Below are 17419 nucleotides of genomic sequence, written 5' to 3' on the forward strand. Positions count from 1 at the left end.
CCACGTGCCAGTGCATATACACTAGCTTATATTCCTTTAATAACACAAACAGGTAAATTCTAAACGTATTTGCGAAAATTGCCTTCACCGTAAAATAAACTTCTCTTATTTCAGCTTATGCTTACCCTAATTTTTATTGATTGGATGGTTCATACTAATACAGCCAGAGTTCCTGAAAGCATTTTGCATAAAGGCCTCAAGGTAAAAGGCATACATCATAAGCGAGGAAAACTTTATGGATATAAAAAAAGTCGAACAGATGAAAGATCAATCTATGAAGAGACTCCATTTAAAGGACCTGAAAGACCAGGTAATTGTTATTACTGGTGCTTCCAGCGGGATTGGGCTTGTTACGGCACGGATGGCAGCTGAAAAAGGAGCTAAGGTTGTCGTGGCGGCCCGGAATAAAGATGCCCTCCAGGAATTAGTCTACGAATTGAAAAGCAAGGGGCATGAAGCAGTCTGGGTTGCTGCAGATGTTGGAGTTGAAGAGGATGTCCTTAAAATTGCTGAAACAGCCATCTTGAATTATGGCGGCTTTGATACATGGGTAAACAATGCTGGTGTTTCGATTTATGGAACAACAACCGAAGTCAGCATAAAAGATATGCGACGTATGTTTGATACTGTTTTTTGGGGTGTCGTTTACGGATCCAGAATCGCGGTCGAGCATTATAAAACACGTGGTGGCCCTGGTGCCATTATTAATATCGGCAGTTTCTTTGGTGATAGGGGAACCGTTATCCAGTCCACCTACTCCTCTGCCAAATTTGCTTTGCATGGCTGGACGGAAAACCTGCGAATGGAGCTCGAGAAAGAAAACGCTCCAATTTCTGTGACGCTCATTCACCCCGGAAGAATCGATACACCATACAATGAGCACGCTCGCAGTTATCTGGAAAAGCAGCCGACTCATATAGGAATGATCTATGCACCTGAAACAGTAGCCGAGGCCATCCTCTTTGCCGCAGAGCATCCAAAACGTGATATGTATGTTGGATCTCAGGCTAAATTCCTGGCTATGCTAGGCAGGTTTGCCCCAAGGTTTACCGATAAATTTGTGGAAAAGACTATGTACCATACACAGCATGATGACCGTCCATCCAACCCACCGGAGGATAGCGCCCTGTACAAAGCTGGATACGGATTGCATGAACGCGGCACCAATAAAGGCTGGATCCGTGAAACAAGCTATTATGTGAAAGCATCCAAACACCCAGTCCTAACTTCCGTACTGGTAGCCGGGATTGGCGCTTGCCTATTAGCAACCTTCATGCAAAATAAGTAAGCAATATTGAAAAAGCAGAAGGCCTTTGTTGACCTTCTGCTTTCTGATTCTCTTTATGAAAAGAAAAAAAGAAGATGTTAGGACTTCTCATCGCCTAAAGCAAACGTTATTTCGGCTTCACAAGCCAACTCGCCATTCACAGTCGCCCTGCCAATTCCTTTTCCAATCGGACCGCGCACTCTTGTCAATTCTACTTCCAAACGCAGTTGGTCACCAGGACGCACCTGTCTCTTAAAGCGGCATTTATCAATACCGGCAAAAAATGCAAGCCTCCCCTTATTTTCCTCTTTAATCAGAACAGCCACCGCTCCCACTTGAGCCAGCGCCTCCACAATCAGCACCCCCGGCATAACTGGATAATCCGGAAAATGACCATTAAAAAACTCCTCATTCGCCGTCACATTCTTAACCCCAACTGCCCGCTTCCCCTCATCAACCTCCAAAATCTGATCAACCAACAAAAACGGATACCGATGCGGAATAATCTCCTTAATTTGCTGAACATCTAACATATAATTTCCCCCTTTATTTATAAAGCTGAGACGGCTTGCTCAGAAGCGAGGAGCATAAGACAGGACATCGGAAGGAGGTGTTCTTCCTCCTGCCGAGGTCATGCTTATGTCCTGAGCTTCTAGCCGTCGAAGCTGGATTACACTATAAAGCTGAAGGGCCTTATTCAATGAACGAAGACTAAATGCGCTACGTCCTGTGGCAACGTCTTCATGACCTACATCCTGTAGGCTCGCGAGGAGCATAAGACAGGACATCGGAAGGAGGTGTTCTTCCTCCTGCCGAGGTCATGCTTATGTCCTGAGCTTCTAGCCGTCGAAGCTGGATTACACTATAAAGCTGAAGGGCCTTATTCAATGAACGAAGACTAAATGCGCCACGTCCTTTGGCCACGTCTTCATGACCTACATCCTGTAGGCCCGCGACAAGCATAAGACGAATACTCGGAGGGAAGGTTCTCTCCCGTAGAGTATTTGCTTATGACTCGAGCTCCTAGGAGTCGAAGCTGGATTAAATCAAAAAGCTGAAGGCCTTAAACAAGGAACGAAGACTAAATGCGCCACGTCCTGTGACAACGTCTTCATGACCTACATCCTGTAGCCCGCGACAAATGTAATGAGACGCGAAAGTGGTAAGACCACTTTTCATCAAACTTCTCCTACCTAATAAAAAACAGGAAGGGATATATCTTGCCTTCCTGCCCGTATTATTTGTCTTTATTCTCCGTCGTGTCCTTATTGACCAAATCAACGATATGAGTCCATGTAGATTTCTTAAAAACATCCATTGCTTTTCCATCACCCATAACGGAATAGCCAACCATGGCTCCACCAACAAGGGCCATCATCGTCAACACAAGGACAATTATAATACGAGCCCAAAGTGGCACTAACCGGATTTTGATTTTTTGATCATTACCCAGTTTTTTTCTATCTATTCGACTGTTTGGTTCAGACTCAGTCTGCTCACTTTTATTATTAACCAACGCTTGCATTCTTTTACTCCTTTAACGAATACCGTTGACCAACCCCATCATTTGATCGGCCATACTAACCGTCCGTGATTGAAATTGATATAACCTCTGAGTTTGCATCATTTCTGTCATCTCAGTACTAATATCGACATTAGATTGTTCCAAGTTTCCTTGAACCATAGAAATTTCATCTCTAAAAGCACCGGTTAGTTGGGTATATATGTCGTTTTCTGATACATCCAATTGTGCCATATTTTTCGGAAGAGTGAAAGTATTATTATTTATCATTTCCATAAATTGAGGCTTCTTGACGGAGATAATCCCCAGATTAAATGATTGCATCCCATTTTCAGTAGCGACATTTAGCTGGCCTTTATCTGTAAATGTTATGTCACTAGGGTTACCATTTATCCTAATTTCCTGATTATTTTCATCCAATACTGCACTGCCATTTGATGTTACTAGTTGCACATGATTAGATCCATCAGAAGCTGGACTAAGATAAAAAGCCCCATCCCTTGTGTAACCAAGCTGACTGCTAGTGCCATCTGCCGTGCGAATGGCAAAAAATAAATTCTCATTAGTAAGAGCGACATCCAAGTCACGTTCCGTTTTTTGCAGATTACCCTGTGCCAAATTAAGCTGAGACTGAATCATTTTTGCGCCAACACCCACTCGAATACCATTTGGCGTCAATCGGCCTTTTTCCTTCTCAGTTCGCTCCTGATTATTGAATTCCTGAGCAAGCATGTCTGAGAAATAGGTATCTTTTCTTTTAAAACCGGTCGTCGAAGTATTTGAGATATTATTCGAAACTGTTTCCAACTTCTTTTGCAGCTGCCCCATTGTATTTGATGAGGTTATCATCATTCGATTCATCCTTATTTACCCTCCTCTTCATTCAGCTCTTTATCGATTACAGCTTACCTATTTCATTGACGGTTTTTTGCATGCTTTGATCATAGGCTTGTACAATCTTTTGATTGGCTTCAAATGTACGATAGGCAGCCATCATATCAGTCATTGTTTTGGATGAATCCACATTGGACTGTTCAATTGAACCTTGTTGAACAGCAAATTGAACATTATTTAATGTATAGGCAGAAGGCAGCTCTCCTTCATTGATCCGGTATAATCCATCGCCTTCCTTGATGAGCTGTGCCGTTGGAGTAGCGCTAAAGCTTATTCCAATTCGTCCTCTATTCAATGTTCCCTCAGATATCTCACCCTGAGAACTAATCGCAAAATTTTCGGAGTTTAAAAGGATACGTTCCCTATTCTCATCTAGGACATAATAACCGTTAGCAGTTGTTAAATAGCCTGAGCCATCTAATGTAAAATTCCCGTTTCGTGTATATCTCAAGCCATCAGGAGTCTCAACTGTAAACAGGGCCGTACCCGGTTGATTCCTTTCAGGATCAATAGGCATAGCTTGATCTACAATAGCCATGTCCGTAGTATTGTCGGTTGTTTTAACATCACCCTGTGAAAAAGACGGGATAGTCTCTTGTACATAAACACCCGTGTTCAATGCACCCACATATTTTGAATGATTGATGGATACTGATTCCTCAACGGGAAGATTCACTTTTTCATAACTGCTAAGCAGCATTTCTGGAAATGAGCGTACACTCGCTTGATCCTCTTTATATCCGACCGTATTGGCATTCGCTAAATTATTTGCAAGCAGCTCCGTTTTGCGTTGCTGAGCCAGCATACCGGATGCCGCTGTATAGAATCCTTTAAACATTTCTCCACCCCCAAATAGGCCTAACAAACACCCATATTACCATTATATAGGGAATAATTTTATAAGATACGGACTTTTTTCCTAAAAACCGATTTCTCTCGACATAGGGGGAGTATATGTGGACTTTGTAGTGTTAACTGGAGTTGTGTGGAAGGAGAGATGTTGTAGAGGTGTTGCATAGGTCGGGTATAGGCGCTCCATAGCCGGGGCATAGGCGGAGCATAGCTGCTTTCCTCTACCCTTCACCTACCTTTGACCGACCTATACCCGGGTATAGGTGCCTCATAGCCAGGGCATAGGTGGACCATACCTGCTTTCCTCTACCTTTCACCTACCTTTGACCGACCTATACCCGGGTATAGGTGCCTCATAGCCAGGGCATAGGTGGACCATACCTGCTTTCCTCTACCTTTCACCTACCTTTGACCGACCTATACCCGGGTATAGGTGCCTCATAGCCAGGGCATAGGTGGACCATACCTGCTTTCCTCTGCCTTTCACCTACCTTTGACCGACCTTTACCCGGGTATAGGTACCTCATAGCCAGGGCATAGGTGGACCATACCTGCTTTCCTCTGCCTTTCACCTACCTTTGACCGGCCTATACCCGGGTATAGGTGCCTCATAGCCAGGGCATAGGCGGACCATACCTGCTTCACTACAACCTCTCACCTACCTTTCACCTGCCTTTCACCTGCCTTTCACCTGCCTTTACACAGGCACAGGTCGCAGCATAGATGAATCATTCCCACGCACGGCATTGCCCTCCACAAGAGGACATCCCTTACCCATACAAAAAAACCAGTTCATCAACTGAACTGGTTTTATATTGCCTGGTGATTATACTAATTTACGGCGAGTGATTCGATCAATATTATCAAGCATCATACCTGTTCCTATTGCTACGCAATCCATTGGATTTTCTGCGATTAATACAGGTACCTTTAGTTCTTCAGCCAATAACATGTCCATGCCGTGAAGCAGAGCTCCGCCGCCTGTTAGAATTACTCCGCGATCAATAATATCAGCGGATAGTTCTGGAGGTGTTTGCTCCAACACAGATTTTGCTGCATGAACAATGACATGAATGGACTCACGTAATGCCTCTTCGATTTCTTCTGAACCAACTGTGATGGTTTTTGGTAGCCCTGTCACCATATCACGTCCGCGAATATCAATAGTTTCATTACGGGAACCTTTAAAAACGGTCGCAACTTTCACTTTTATATCTTCAGCTGTACGCTCTCCGATTAAAAGCTTGTATGTACGTTTGATGTAATTTAGAATCTCGGCATCAAATTTGTCACCAGCCATTTTTATGGATGCTGATGTAACGATATCCCCCATTGATAATACGGCAATGTCAGTTGTGCCTCCGCCGATATCGATGACCATGTTACCGCTTGGTTGGAAGATGTCCATACCTGCGCCGATTGCCGCTACCTTTGGCTCTTCCTCAAGGTAAATCTTTTTGCCGCCACTTTTCTCTGCTGCTTCACGAATCGCTTTTTGTTCAACGCTTGTAATATTAGTTGGACAGCAAATCAAGATACGTGGTTTTGATAAGAATCCTTTTACGTCCAATTTGTTAATGAAGTATTTTAACATGGATTCCGTTACATCAAAGTCAGCAATCACTCCATCTTTAAGCGGTCGAATGGCAACAATATGTCCTGGAGTACGGCCAACCATACGGCGTGCTTCTTCTCCAACAGCTAATACACGATTAGTATTCTTATCCAAGGCTACGACAGATGGCTCATTCAGCACAATTCCTTTACCCTTTACATAAATGAGTACATTTGCAGTACCTAAATCGATTCCAATATCTCTCGAAAACATAACCTAATTATCCTCCTCAAGGAACTCTACAATTCCTTCTACTGTACTAATTAAAAATTTTATCATATTTTGTAGAACAAAAGGAACTATATTACCAAAAAATCTGCCATATTCAGGAACAGTGTAGGGAATATGACTCAAATTAAAAAGGCCGTTGATTTCCTCCGGCCCCTTCCTCCTGTTATTCAATTACTGAACCGGCTCTTCCTCTGTTTTTTTATACTTCTGCTTGGTTGCTTCTCCGCCTCTTAAATGCCTGATTGATTTATGATAATCAAGTATTTCCTTAACCTCATTAGCCAATTCCGGATTTATATCTGGCAGTCGTTCAGTTAGATCTTTATGGACAGTACTTTTGGATACACCAAACTCCTTCGCGATTACGCGAACTGTTTTTCTCGTTTCCACGATATACTTTCCAATCTTGATAGTTCTTTCTTTGATGTAATCGTGCAATTCCCTCGCCCTCCCTATTTTTTTGAGAAGTACGAGATGTTGATTCGCTGTATTGCAGCCTTTAGTATGTATTTTTATGAATGAGTAATTCATTGTCTTGGATTCCTGATAGATTTAACGAGTCTTCACCTCTTGCATTCTCTATGTGTCAGGTTTGTAAAAGTTTATTAGCTTGGTTCCACTTTTATGCACAAAACATGCAATAAGGACAAGACTTCTTTGGTTTTCGTGCCATTTAAGCCTATTCGACAACTTTTTTTCCTGCACTATTTCCCGAGAAATAACAGGCAATACGTCGAAAAAAATGCCTCCAGACAATAGAGCCTGAAGGCATTTTCTTTATTCGTTACCTGGTTCTTGATTTGGATTGGACTCTTGATTCTCATTTGAGTCCTCAGATGTTTCATTACCTGCATCATCTTGATTTTCAGTTGTTTCTTCTTTTTCTTGATCAGCTGAATCTTTAGCCTTTGTATCGGCTTCCTTTTTCTCAGCTTTCAAAGAACTGATTGGTTTATCAAGATACTCTAACGGGTTGACAGCAACATTATCTTTTCTCACTTCGAAATGGACATGGGTGCCAGCTTCTTCATTAATAGCACTTGTTCCGCCTTTGGCAAAGGTTTCACCTTGTTTAAGGTTGTCTCCCTCTTTTACTTTAATATCCTTAATGGAGGAATAATGAGTTTCTATCCCTTTATCGTGCTCAACAACAACTAAGTTACCGAGTAATGCATCTTCCTGCACACTTTTCACTTTTCCGCTCATAGAAGCCGTAACATCAAAGCCTTTTCCATCCTTCATGGCATAGTCGATTCCTGTGTTAGGCTGATACGTATTATTATAGACAACAAGGGATGCTTCCTGTTGCTTTGTATCTCCATCCACATCATAAAATTCCTTTTTAATGACAGCAGACTCTGCCTCGCTCATTGGAATTGTGAAGGTTTCCAGCGAATTGTTCACTTCAATAGATGGCTCATTATTTTCAGACGTAATGTTTTGTTTGTTCTCAGATGGATCTTGCGTAAATTCATTATCGCTTGCTTGATAAACTAAAATACCTGTCAAAAGGACCGCTGCACTAAAAATATAAACTGCCGGCAAAAACCAACGCTTTTTCATTATACTTTTTACTTTTGACTGAGAAGATCGTTTATTTTCTTCCTCTCTCATTTTCATCACCTCTGTCATCATTCTGAACACTTTTCAGAAAATATATACATGGGCGGTGAAAAAATTTATATCTTTTGTAATACAAGCTGAAATTATGCATGAAATAATTTATTTATAAGAAGAAAATAAAAAAGAGCCTATACAAAGGCTCTGGTCAGTTCACTTCTTCGCTGTATACGTAGGCAGGTAGGCTGTTGCCTGTGATATTTTTACGTCTTTATAATAGTAGGAGATGATATCCTTATAGGATTTACCTGACTGTGCCATTCCGTTCGCTCCATACTGACTCATTCCTACTCCATGACCGTAGCCCTTTGTCGTGATTACAACTTGGTCGCCCTTTTTGTACCAGGAGAAATCACTTGATTTAAGGCCAAGCTGCTCTCTTACCTTTTTACCAGTGAGACGTTTACCGCCTATCTCGATTTCTCCAATTCGATTTCCTTCTGTTCGGCTAATTATCTTGCCAACATCCTCTTTGCTCGCAACCTTCACATTTAGGAGACGTTCAAACTCTGATAACGATATCGTTGTTTCGCTTAAATATTTTGGGGATTTCTCATCCCAGGGACTGGCCACACTGCGCAGGTATGGAAGTGCATTCGGCCAGTAATCTTCTGAGTTCTCGGTGTATCCATTGCTGGTTGAGAAAAAAGATGGAGTAATTAATTCTTCCTTATAGGTTAAAAGCTGCCCTTTCGTTGCGGAAACGGCCTCTTTAATCTTTTGCATATTCGTTTGATATTTATTTCCCCAGGCAGCTTTTAACTCTTTATCATTTAAATAGACCTGATCATTCACAGTATCCGTTATATCGGCACCCTTTGGAATTTCCTTCTTCGTTGTGGCTGTAAGTGCCTTTACGATAAACGTTCTGGCTGTCAGGGCTTGTGCCTTTAATGCCTCTAACTCGAAATTAGCAGGCATTTCAGCCGCAACTACACCAGCTACGTATTCCTCCAAATCTACAGCCTCCACCGTCTTTTGAGTGTTTCTGTACACTTGGATGGTTGTTTGTATCTCGGCCTTTTTCTCCGGCTGCTGTTTCGGTTCCCTTAACACGTGCTGCTCAGCCTCTGCTTCATCATCATTAAAAGGTGCGACCAGGAGTGTGGGAATCATAATAGTAACGGCTGCAACAAGACTAATAGCAAAAATAATCGGTTTCCAATGCTTCATATAGTAGTCTCCCCTCTATTCAGTTAACTGTCCAACACTTCATATGTATGAATTCTCTTATATGAATATGTCTATAAATAGTTAAGAGGGGCAAACTATTTATTAGGAATGATTCTTCTTTTTCTTTTCATAGTTTCTGTAAAGACTAAATAAAATATATAGAATGATTCCAAACAATAAAACATCAAATAAAATCTTAGCTACCTTAAAGATTAAAACCGCTAAGCAAACAATTAAAATAAGTTTTATTATGGTCGATACGCTTTTGTCTTTCAAACTAAAAATCTCCTTTCCTTTATTTTATCAATTATAGTCTATTAAAATTTCAGATTATTTAGTGAGTTACCCCCAGAAGTGATGGAATTGTGTATAAAGTTGTGGATAACTAGTGAACGACCAATATTTTTAATAAAATCTTTAAAAAAACTTGAAAAATAAAGGTTTGAAATGTTGGAGAGCTATTTTCACACCCATCTATGTGGATAAGGCTGTTGATAACCCTGTTACAATTGTGAATAACTTGTTGTTAATTTGTTTATACACCTGTGGGTAACTCTATATACGTTGATATTTATATAAAGGTAACCAATAAATTGTCCACCGTTTTTCGTGAAAACGAAAAAGCCAGACATTTCTGTCTGGCTTTCAACGCACTAAAATTTACGCGTTTTCCGCAATAACTGTAGATTCTTCCTGCTCAGAGGATTCATTAATACGCTCGATATCTGCACCAAGCGCAGCAAGTTTACCATGGAAATTCACATATCCACGATCCAAGTGCTTAAGCTCTGTTACCCGAGTGACACCGTCAGCAACAAGTCCGGATAAAATCAAGGCTGCTGCTGCGCGCAGATCTGTAGCTGCTACTTCAGCTCCCTGAAGGTTTGCTTCTCCAGAAATTATAACAGAACGGCCATCAATTTTAATATCAGCGTTCATGCGACGGAATTCTTCTACATGCATAAAGCGGTTTTCGAAGACCGTTTCAGTAATCATGCTTATTCCATTGGCACGTAACAACAATGCCATCATTTGAGATTGCATATCAGTCGGGAACCCTGGATGCGGCATTGTTTTAATATCTACTGCTTTCATGCTATCTGACCCAATTACACGCAGGCCATCTTTCTCTTCTTTGATTGTAATACCCATCTCTTCCATTTTAGCCACAAGAGAGGATAAGTGCTCCATTACTGCACCTTGCACCAATACATTTCCGCCTGTAATTGCAGCAGCAACCATGAAAGTTCCAGCTTCAATACGGTCAGGAATAATGTAATGTTCAGTACCATATAGCTTTTCTACACCCTCAATACGGATTGTAGCTGTTCCTGCACCCTTAACCTTTGCACCCATTTTATTCAAATAGTTAGCCAGGTCCACAATTTCAGGTTCTTTTGCACAGTTATCTAATACAGTGACACCATCTGCCAATGCAGCAGCCATCATGATGTTTTCAGTAGCTCCTACACTTGGGAAATCCAAATAGATTTTTGCACCTTTAAGACGACCATCAACCTCAGCTTCGATAAAACCGTTGCCGACTCTCACTTTAGCGCCCATTGCTTCAAACCCTTTTAGATGCTGATCAATTGGACGTGAACCAATTGCACAGCCGCCAGGTAAAGCGACGCGAGCTTTTCCGTTTCTAGCCAATAAAGATCCCATTACAAGGACTGAAGCACGCATTTTACGAACGTATTCGAACGGCGCTTCTTCTGCTAATGGCTTTGAGGCATCCACTGTTACAGTATTATTGCTAAAAGTGACTTCTGTATTTAAATTTCGGATTACTTCATTAATTGTATATACATCGGATAGCTCCGGAACGTCTTTAAGAACGCTTTTTCCTTCACTTGCTAATAATGTTGCAGCTAATACAGGTAAAACGGCGTTTTTTGCACCCTCTACACGAACTGTACCTTCTAACCTGTTTCCGCCGCGGACAATGATTTTTTCCAAAGTTATTCCCCTCCGCGTTCAATATCTCTATATTAGTATTCAAATGCTATTATCGGTGTGCCAATGGTAAACTGTGTCCCACTGTTCTTTTGATCCTCTCTGATATCTCGAAAGGCCAGTTGGAGGTTCATTCCATTGGTCATCATATTCTTAAATTGATTGCTTTTTGCAGCAACAGAAATAAAATTACTTTCTATTGCACTTTCCATTGACTTAGCTTCATATTCATTCATCCAGTTTTTTAGTAGAACCTTATCCATATTAGCACCGGTTATCCCTTTGATACAAGAGAAATAGTGAGGGGGGTCCTTAAACATGACCTTTGTCCCATTTTTTAGCCAGTTTTGGATAAAATCAACTTGTCCACGTGTCCACTCAGTCCCTTCTATACTCGTAATTAGGACTGTTTTTTGTGAATCACTGGACATGATTTTAATCTTCGAGGTAATATTCAACTTTTCATTCAGATATGTACCAACCAATGTTTTTCCGTTGCTGCTGGAATCTTCGCTCCAAACATAATTGGTATATTCAGTCTGTATGTCAGCCGCCACTTCAGAAAATTGATTATCAACACTTGCTCGGGCCAAAACAATCCAATCCGTTATTTCTGCTGCTGGATCGACACGCTTTATACCCTCAGCAATCATTAGCAAGTCGCTTTTAGCCAATGCTTCTGTCGTTTTATTCCCCACATATAAAATCATCAAACCAACAATTATTGAAAGAATCACTTTTTTCATGTATGCCACTCTCCCCTATTGCCTTAGTTTTACCTTAGGGAATCATATGCATACAGAAATCCGTTCGTCACTTTCTGACAGCTTCGGTTAATTAAAGAGATTCGTTAATTGCTGAGCATAACTCCAGTAATCAAGAAAAAATCCGCTGACTGCTGAACCGATGGTAATGGTCAGCAATATATACAGCACTCTTGCCTGAAATACTCTTCCTGCTCTCAGCAGCTTATCAAAGTGCAGCGCTTGTAATGCCCACCATGTAACAGCTATAAAAAACAAATGACTCACAATACTGAGCAAAGCTTGCATTCCGAATGAATTCATGGTCTTTTTTCCTTTCAAAACTAAAGATATACGAATTCAGTGTACCATATTTAAAAGGACCGTTCCTCTTTTTCTACAAATTATCGACATTTTCTAACAAAAAGAATCTAAATCGTATGAAATAAACGGATTCTATCAAATAATGTAATAAACAGACATATTTAGGCACGCATAATATTATTTTACAACATAACACCTGTTAATAGCTAGATTCACTTCTTCACAATTTAATGGTAATTATTAAGTTTTCTTTACAAAGAAAACAAATAAAAAGCCAGGAGGTATTTTCCCTCCTGGTCATGTAAATTTATTTTAACATTTGATATATATCCGTGAAGTTCTGATGGAAGAAATCGAGCAAATAATGAGGGAATAATCCGAACAGGATCGATCCCACAGCACAAATTCCGATTACATAGTGGATGACTGATATTTTCATCTTACCCTTTGTTTCTTCTTCCGTCCTCATAAAGAGATGGACGATGATGTTGAAGTAATAGATATAGGAAATTACGGTAGTCACCAGCATGATTGCTGCCAGTATATAATGGCCTTGTTCCTTCGCAAAAAGGTTCATGAAAATATTCAGCTTTGCAATGAATCCTGCCGTACCAGGAATTCCTGCCATGGAGAGAATGAAAATACACATGGAAACCGCCAAAAATGGTGATTTTTTATACAGGCCGGCCATCATATATTGATCCTCGTCCCCAATCTTCCTATCTTCTGCTATGAATTGGATGACGGCAAAGGCCCCGGTCATCATTAGGATGTATGCAGCAAAATAGTACCAAATCGATTCAATCGTATATTCTCCAAAGGCTGTAACCGCAGCAAGCAAATATCCTGCATGGGCAATGCTTGAATAAGCAAGCATTCGTTTCAGATTCTTTTGCCTTAATGCAATTAGATTTCCGGCAATCATCGTTATACTAGCCAGGACAGCCAGATAGTTTTGATTGGCCGTAAAAATCGATAGGAATCCGATATCATCCATTGTTGCTGTTAAAAACACGGTAACAACGATACGAAGTAAAAGCGCAAAGCCTGCTGCTTTTGAAACAATACTCAAGAAGGCAGTCACCGGCGTCGGCGATCCTTCATATACATCAGGTGCCCACATATGGAAAGGCACGGTTGCCAGCTTGAAGGATATCCCGATTACGAAAATAAAGAAGGATAGTCCAGCAATATATTGAAGCTGCGAGTTTTCTTGGGTGGCAAATATAGTTCCAATTTCGAATATATTCGTCGTCCCGCTCACGCCGTACATATAACTCAGTGCAAACAGGATGATGGCTGTCGAGATTCCCCCATTGACCACATATTTCATTGAAGCTTCAGCTGATTTTCGGTTATTTTTCTGCATTCCAGCCAGAATATAGGATGAAACGGACAAAAGCTCTAGCCCCACAAACAATGTAATCAAATCTCCGCTTGATGTCATGATCATGGCACCTAATAAAGCAGTTAGAAGTAAATAATAAAATTCTGCCTGATACGGCTGCATCCCAGCTCTCGGTTTATGTACCACAGCCAGCACCATGACAAAGGCTGATCCAATCAAAAGTATAAGCTTAAATGCTTTGGCAAAGGCGTCCAATCGGAATGTATCATACAAAATCGAGCCAGCCTCCAATGGGAATAAGCCAATTAAAGAAATGATGGCAAGCCCGATACTACCAAAAGCAAACCAGCCAAGTACCTTTCTTCCAAATTGTTTAGGCATGCATAAATCCAATATAGAGAGGATGATCGCTGCACCAAGGATTATAAATTCAGGTATCATTAAATTCCAGTTCATCGACAGTAATGTTTCCATATCCATATCTTAGTCACCTCCCTATCCCTGTCATCATGTCAGCAATTTCAGCCTGAAGCGGTCCTTCCAGGATGGCAGGGCAGACGCCGATCAAAATAATAAAACCAAGTAATACAAATGCCAGTACCGCTTCGTTCGGTTTTAAGTCGGCGATGGATAACTCGTTCTTGGGCGCTCCAAATGTCATATTTAGAACGGCACGCAGCACGTAAACAGCAGTCAATACAATTCCTAACGTACCAATGGCAGCAAGGATTGGTTCGGTCTTAAACAATCCCATGAACGCCATGAATTCACTGATAAAACCGGACATCCCCGGCAAACCGAGTGAAGCCATCCCTCCTGCCAGTAAAATCCCCGAGAAAACCGGAATAGATTTAGCCAATCCACCAAGTTCTTTAAGATTTGTAGTTCCGACTCTTTCATAAAGAAAGCCAACCAGTAAAAAAAGCAAGGCGGCGATCAAGCCATGAGATACAACCTGAAATAAAGCACCCTGAATTCCTGCTGTATTTAATGCCCCCAGTCCCATAAGGACAATTCCCATATGAGAGATTGAGGAATAGGCCAGCACGAGCTTGAAATCCGTTTGTTGCAAAGCAAGCCAAGCACCATATAGGAAATTAATGACGCCAAGCAAAGCAATCCAAAAGGCCATCTCTTTAAACTCACCTGGGAACAATCCCATTCCAAATCTGATTAACCCATAAGCACCAATCTTCAGTAATACTCCGGCATGCAGCATAACAATTGCTGGAGGCGCCTGTACATGGACTCGCAGCATCCAGGAATGGAACGGAAAAATCGGCAGCTTGATTCCAAAAGCGATGACAATCCCCGTAAAGAGGATATATTTCAATTCTGTACTGATTGGAGCTAGAAGCGTCTGCCCGCCAACTGATAAGATTTGCCCCAATATCTCAATATTGGCTGTGCCGGTTCTCGCAAAAAGTACCATGATGACAAACAAGAGGATACAAGAGCCTAAGCCGTTATAAATCAAGAAGCTAAATGCGGCTTTTTCTTTGTCGAAATAACCCCATTTCCCAATCAAGAAGAACATGGCCACCAAGGTAACCTCAAAGAAGAGGAAGAATAAAATCAGATTCTGAGATAGGAAGACACCCAGCATACCAACCTCTAATAAGAGAAGAAGAATAAAATAGCCCTTCCATTCTTTTTTTATCTGAAGAACAGAGGCTAGTGCTGCCAATGTTGATAAAATCGCTGTAAGAATTACCATCACAAGGGAGATTCCGTTCAGGCTCAGTTCAAAGGGTATGGCATATAATTGACTTTGCCTAACTCCCCCGCCTCCTAATTGAAACCACTTATGAAAAACCGAAAACACCGTAAATTTCGTTCCAGATAGATATTCACTATATAGGTAGATTGTAAGAATCAATGGTGGAATGGTCCCCAATATACCTAATCGTTTCAGTGCGTTTTCATTGTTTTTCGAAACAAACAGTAATCCAGCTATCCCTAGCAAAGGGGAGAAAACGAGCAAACTAAGAATATATGGGTTCATCTGACATACCCTCCTGTCCATGCAAAGATCACAAGTACGGCAGCCAGGCCAATCAGAGCAATCGTCCCATATATCTGCATTTTGCCATTATGCGCATTGGCACCTTTAGTAGCGCTAAAATTGATCAAGTAAGAAACAGATGACACAATTCCCTGCAGGATATATTTTTCAACCCAGGAGAGAATCATTCCGAAGCCCTTCACCATCCGCACAATTGTAAACTCGTAAAATTCATCGACATAAAATTTATTCGCCAGCATTTGATAAAGCGGTCCTGGAACTTCCTTCTCCACACCGACACTTTTCCTTTTACCGTAGATCAGCCAGGCGGTGCCGCATCCAATTAAAAAGGCAAGTATAGCCACAATAGGAATCCAAATTGGTCCCTCTATATGTACATGGCCCAGATATCGGTTGCCTTCAGCCAGCCAATCTCCAAGAAAAGTTCCAAACCACGGGGTGTTAACATAGCCTGCAAAGATAGAAAGTACAGCAAGTATCATCATCGGAGCTGTCATGGAACCAGGTGATTCCTGCACATCCTTTGTTTCATTACGTGATGGTCCCCAAAATACGATAAAGAACAGGCGGAACATATAAAAAGCCGTCAAAATGGATGTTAGTAATGCAACTATAAATAGGACGATATGGCCGCTCTCCCAAACAGATACAAGAATCTCATCCTTACTAAAGAATCCTGATAGGAGTGGAAATCCGGTTAAGGCCAATGTCCCGATTAAAAACAATGGACCAGTTCGCCGTAATTTTTTCCACAAGCCACCCATCTCGTCGATATTTTGAGTATGAACAGCATGGATGACACTGCCGGCTGCCAGGAACAATAGTGCTTTAAAAAATGCATGAGTCGTTAAATGGAATACACCGGCCACATAGCCTGCTGTCCCAAGTGCAAGCATCATATAGCCGAGCTGGCTGACCGTCGAGTATGCCAAAATCCGTTTAATATCCTTTTGGACTGTGGCAATAGCAGCTGCAAAGATGGCTGTAAACGCACCAACAATCGCTACAGTCAGCATGGCTGTTTCACTCGCTGCAAACAGAGGAAACATCGTTGCGACTAAATAGACGCCGGCTGCCACCATGGTAGCGGCATGGATTAATGCCGATACAGGAGTCGGGCCTTCCATCGCATCAGGAAGCCATGTATGTAATGGAAACTGGCCAGATTTCCCGATAGCGCCAATAAAAATCAACAGCGCTGTGGCTGTGGCCCAGCCTGAAGTCAGGACTCCATTTTCTACAGCTGAGAAAATCGCTTCATACTCAAAGCTGCCTGTTTTCCAGAATAAGAGGATAATGCCGATTAAAAGTCCGATATCTCCAATTCTGGTCATAATAAATGCCTTTTTCGCTGCGCGCCTGGCAGCATCCTTGTAAAAATAAAAGCCAATCAACAGGAATGATCCCAATCCGACCAATTCCCAAAAGATATAGAGCTGCAGGAGATTCGGTGAAACCACCAAACCCAGCATGGCGAATGTAAACAGCCCCAAATAAGCAAAGAAAACAGGCACCCTTCCATCGCCTTGCATATACCCAATTGAATAAATATGTACCAGTAAGCTTACAAGTGAAACAATCACCAGCATCAACGCATTTAATTGGTTTACCTCTACCCCCATTGTCACTTGGTTCTCACCAATTCTTAGCCAATCCACTACAGAGCGATAGTCTGGTGATTGAAGGCGGCCAATGAGAACCAGGAGGGAGAAAAGGAAAGTAAGTAACGTGAAGCCAATCCCTATGTATGCACTCGAAGCCTTCAGCCTCTTTCCAACCACAAGCAGAAGCACAAATGACAGGAGCGGGAAAAGAGGAATGACCCATACAAGCTTCATCATATAA

Annotated in this window: 16 protein-coding genes; 1 reads left to right on the forward strand and 15 read right to left on the reverse strand. The window is 41.6% G+C overall.

What is annotated here, in order from left to right:
* Positions 1-214 precede the first annotated feature (214 nt).
* On the forward strand, positions 215-1288 hold the full coding sequence (locus F7984_RS17885; protein WP_375138416.1) for an SDR family oxidoreductase: 1074 nt from the start codon (positions 215-217) through the stop codon (positions 1286-1288).
* A 77-nt stretch (positions 1289-1365) separates the two neighbouring features.
* Here the strand turns inward: F7984_RS17885 and fabZ are convergent, their stop codons facing one another.
* The 15 genes from fabZ to nuoL form a co-directional block, all read right to left on the reverse strand.
* Entirely contained in the window at positions 1366-1800 is a 435-nt protein-coding gene (fabZ, locus tag F7984_RS17890) for a 3-hydroxyacyl-ACP dehydratase FabZ (RefSeq protein ID WP_140461883.1), read from the reverse strand.
* Positions 1801-2504: 704 nt separating this feature from the next.
* Positions 2505-2792, reverse strand: a complete 288-nt coding sequence (locus F7984_RS17895) for a DNA-directed RNA polymerase subunit beta (RefSeq protein ID WP_066105709.1) — start codon at positions 2790-2792, stop codon at positions 2505-2507.
* Between the two features lie 12 nt (positions 2793-2804).
* On the reverse strand, positions 2805-3650 hold the full coding sequence (locus F7984_RS17900; protein WP_140461884.1) for a flagellar hook-basal body protein: 846 nt from the start codon (positions 3648-3650) through the stop codon (positions 2805-2807).
* 37 nt (positions 3651-3687) lie between these two features.
* Entirely contained in the window at positions 3688-4521 is an 834-nt protein-coding gene (locus F7984_RS17905) for a flagellar hook-basal body protein (protein WP_140461885.1), read from the reverse strand.
* Positions 4522-5361: 840 nt separating this feature from the next.
* Positions 5362-6363 (reverse strand): rod shape-determining protein, encoded by a 1002-nt coding sequence (locus F7984_RS17910; protein WP_066103249.1) that lies wholly within the window; start codon positions 6361-6363, stop codon positions 5362-5364.
* 189 nt (positions 6364-6552) lie between these two features.
* Positions 6553-6819 carry a sporulation transcriptional regulator SpoIIID gene (gene spoIIID / locus F7984_RS17915; RefSeq protein WP_139892089.1) on the reverse strand — a complete coding sequence of 89 codons (267 nt, stop codon included), beginning with the start codon at positions 6817-6819 and terminating at the stop codon, positions 6553-6555.
* A gap of 339 nt (positions 6820-7158) precedes the next feature.
* A complete protein-coding gene (locus F7984_RS17920; protein WP_225983633.1) occupies positions 7159-8016 on the reverse strand; it encodes a stage II sporulation protein SpoIIQ in 858 nt (285 codons plus the stop codon).
* 138 nt (positions 8017-8154) lie between these two features.
* Positions 8155-9174 carry a stage II sporulation protein D gene (gene spoIID, locus F7984_RS17925; RefSeq protein ID WP_066103256.1) on the reverse strand — a complete coding sequence of 340 codons (1020 nt, stop codon included), beginning with the start codon at positions 9172-9174 and terminating at the stop codon, positions 8155-8157.
* A gap of 102 nt (positions 9175-9276) precedes the next feature.
* Positions 9277-9450, reverse strand: a complete 174-nt coding sequence (locus tag F7984_RS19225; protein WP_181162030.1) for a hypothetical protein — start codon at positions 9448-9450, stop codon at positions 9277-9279.
* Positions 9451-9834: 384 nt separating this feature from the next.
* On the reverse strand, positions 9835-11136 hold the full coding sequence (gene murA, locus F7984_RS17930) for a UDP-N-acetylglucosamine 1-carboxyvinyltransferase (protein WP_066103259.1): 1302 nt from the start codon (positions 11134-11136) through the stop codon (positions 9835-9837).
* Between the two features lie 32 nt (positions 11137-11168).
* Positions 11169-11879, reverse strand: a complete 711-nt coding sequence (locus tag F7984_RS17935; RefSeq protein WP_066103262.1) for a YwmB family TATA-box binding protein — start codon at positions 11877-11879, stop codon at positions 11169-11171.
* Between the two features lie 87 nt (positions 11880-11966).
* Complete coding sequence (locus F7984_RS17940) at positions 11967-12200, reverse strand: DUF1146 family protein (protein ID WP_066103265.1); 234 nt, start codon at positions 12198-12200, stop codon at positions 11967-11969.
* 307 nt (positions 12201-12507) lie between these two features.
* Entirely contained in the window at positions 12508-14028 is a 1521-nt protein-coding gene (gene nuoN / locus F7984_RS17945) for an NADH-quinone oxidoreductase subunit NuoN (protein WP_140461887.1), read from the reverse strand.
* A gap of 7 nt (positions 14029-14035) precedes the next feature.
* On the reverse strand, positions 14036-15553 hold the full coding sequence (locus tag F7984_RS17950) for an NADH-quinone oxidoreductase subunit M (RefSeq protein ID WP_140461888.1): 1518 nt from the start codon (positions 15551-15553) through the stop codon (positions 14036-14038).
* Positions 15550-17415: an NADH-quinone oxidoreductase subunit L gene (nuoL, locus tag F7984_RS17955; RefSeq protein WP_140461889.1), complete on the reverse strand. Its 1866-nt coding sequence runs from the start codon at positions 17413-17415 to the stop codon at positions 15550-15552. Before nuoL ends, F7984_RS17950 begins: the two co-directional genes overlap by 4 nt.
* Between the last annotated feature and the right edge of the window lie 4 nt (positions 17416-17419).

The sequence above is a fragment of the Pradoshia sp. D12 genome, from assembly GCF_008935075.1.
Classification (GTDB): domain Bacteria; phylum Bacillota; class Bacilli; order Bacillales; family Pradoshiaceae; genus Pradoshia.

What these genes read in the sequence shown, in the direction of transcription:
- fabZ (WP_140461883.1), bottom strand. Translation starts at nt 1,800, where the DNA reads ATGTTAGATGTTCAGCAAATTAAGGAGATTATTCCGCATCGGTATCCG.
- F7984_RS17895 (WP_066105709.1), bottom strand. Translation starts at nt 2,792, where the DNA reads ATGCAAGCGTTGGTTAATAATAAAAGTGAGCAGACTGAGTCTGAACCA.
- F7984_RS17900 (WP_140461884.1), bottom strand. Translation starts at nt 3,650, where the DNA reads ATGAATCGAATGATGATAACCTCATCAAATACAATGGGGCAGCTGCAA.
- F7984_RS17905 (WP_140461885.1), bottom strand. Translation starts at nt 4,521, where the DNA reads ATGTTTAAAGGATTCTATACAGCGGCATCCGGTATGCTGGCTCAGCAA.
- F7984_RS17910 (WP_066103249.1), bottom strand. Translation starts at nt 6,363, where the DNA reads ATGTTTTCGAGAGATATTGGAATCGATTTAGGTACTGCAAATGTACTC.
- F7984_RS17920 (WP_225983633.1), bottom strand. Translation starts at nt 8,016, where the DNA reads ATGATGACAGAGGTGATGAAAATGAGAGAGGAAGAAAATAAACGATCT.
- spoIID (WP_066103256.1), bottom strand. Translation starts at nt 9,174, where the DNA reads ATGAAGCATTGGAAACCGATTATTTTTGCTATTAGTCTTGTTGCAGCC.
- F7984_RS17935 (WP_066103262.1), bottom strand. Translation starts at nt 11,879, where the DNA reads ATGAAAAAAGTGATTCTTTCAATAATTGTTGGTTTGATGATTTTATAT.
- F7984_RS17940 (WP_066103265.1), bottom strand. Translation starts at nt 12,200, where the DNA reads ATGAATTCATTCGGAATGCAAGCTTTGCTCAGTATTGTGAGTCATTTG.
- nuoN (WP_140461887.1), bottom strand. Translation starts at nt 14,028, where the DNA reads ATGGATATGGAAACATTACTGTCGATGAACTGGAATTTAATGATACCT.
- F7984_RS17950 (WP_140461888.1), bottom strand. Translation starts at nt 15,553, where the DNA reads ATGAACCCATATATTCTTAGTTTGCTCGTTTTCTCCCCTTTGCTAGGG.
- nuoL (WP_140461889.1), bottom strand. Translation starts at nt 17,415, where the DNA reads ATGATGAAGCTTGTATGGGTCATTCCTCTTTTCCCGCTCCTGTCATTT.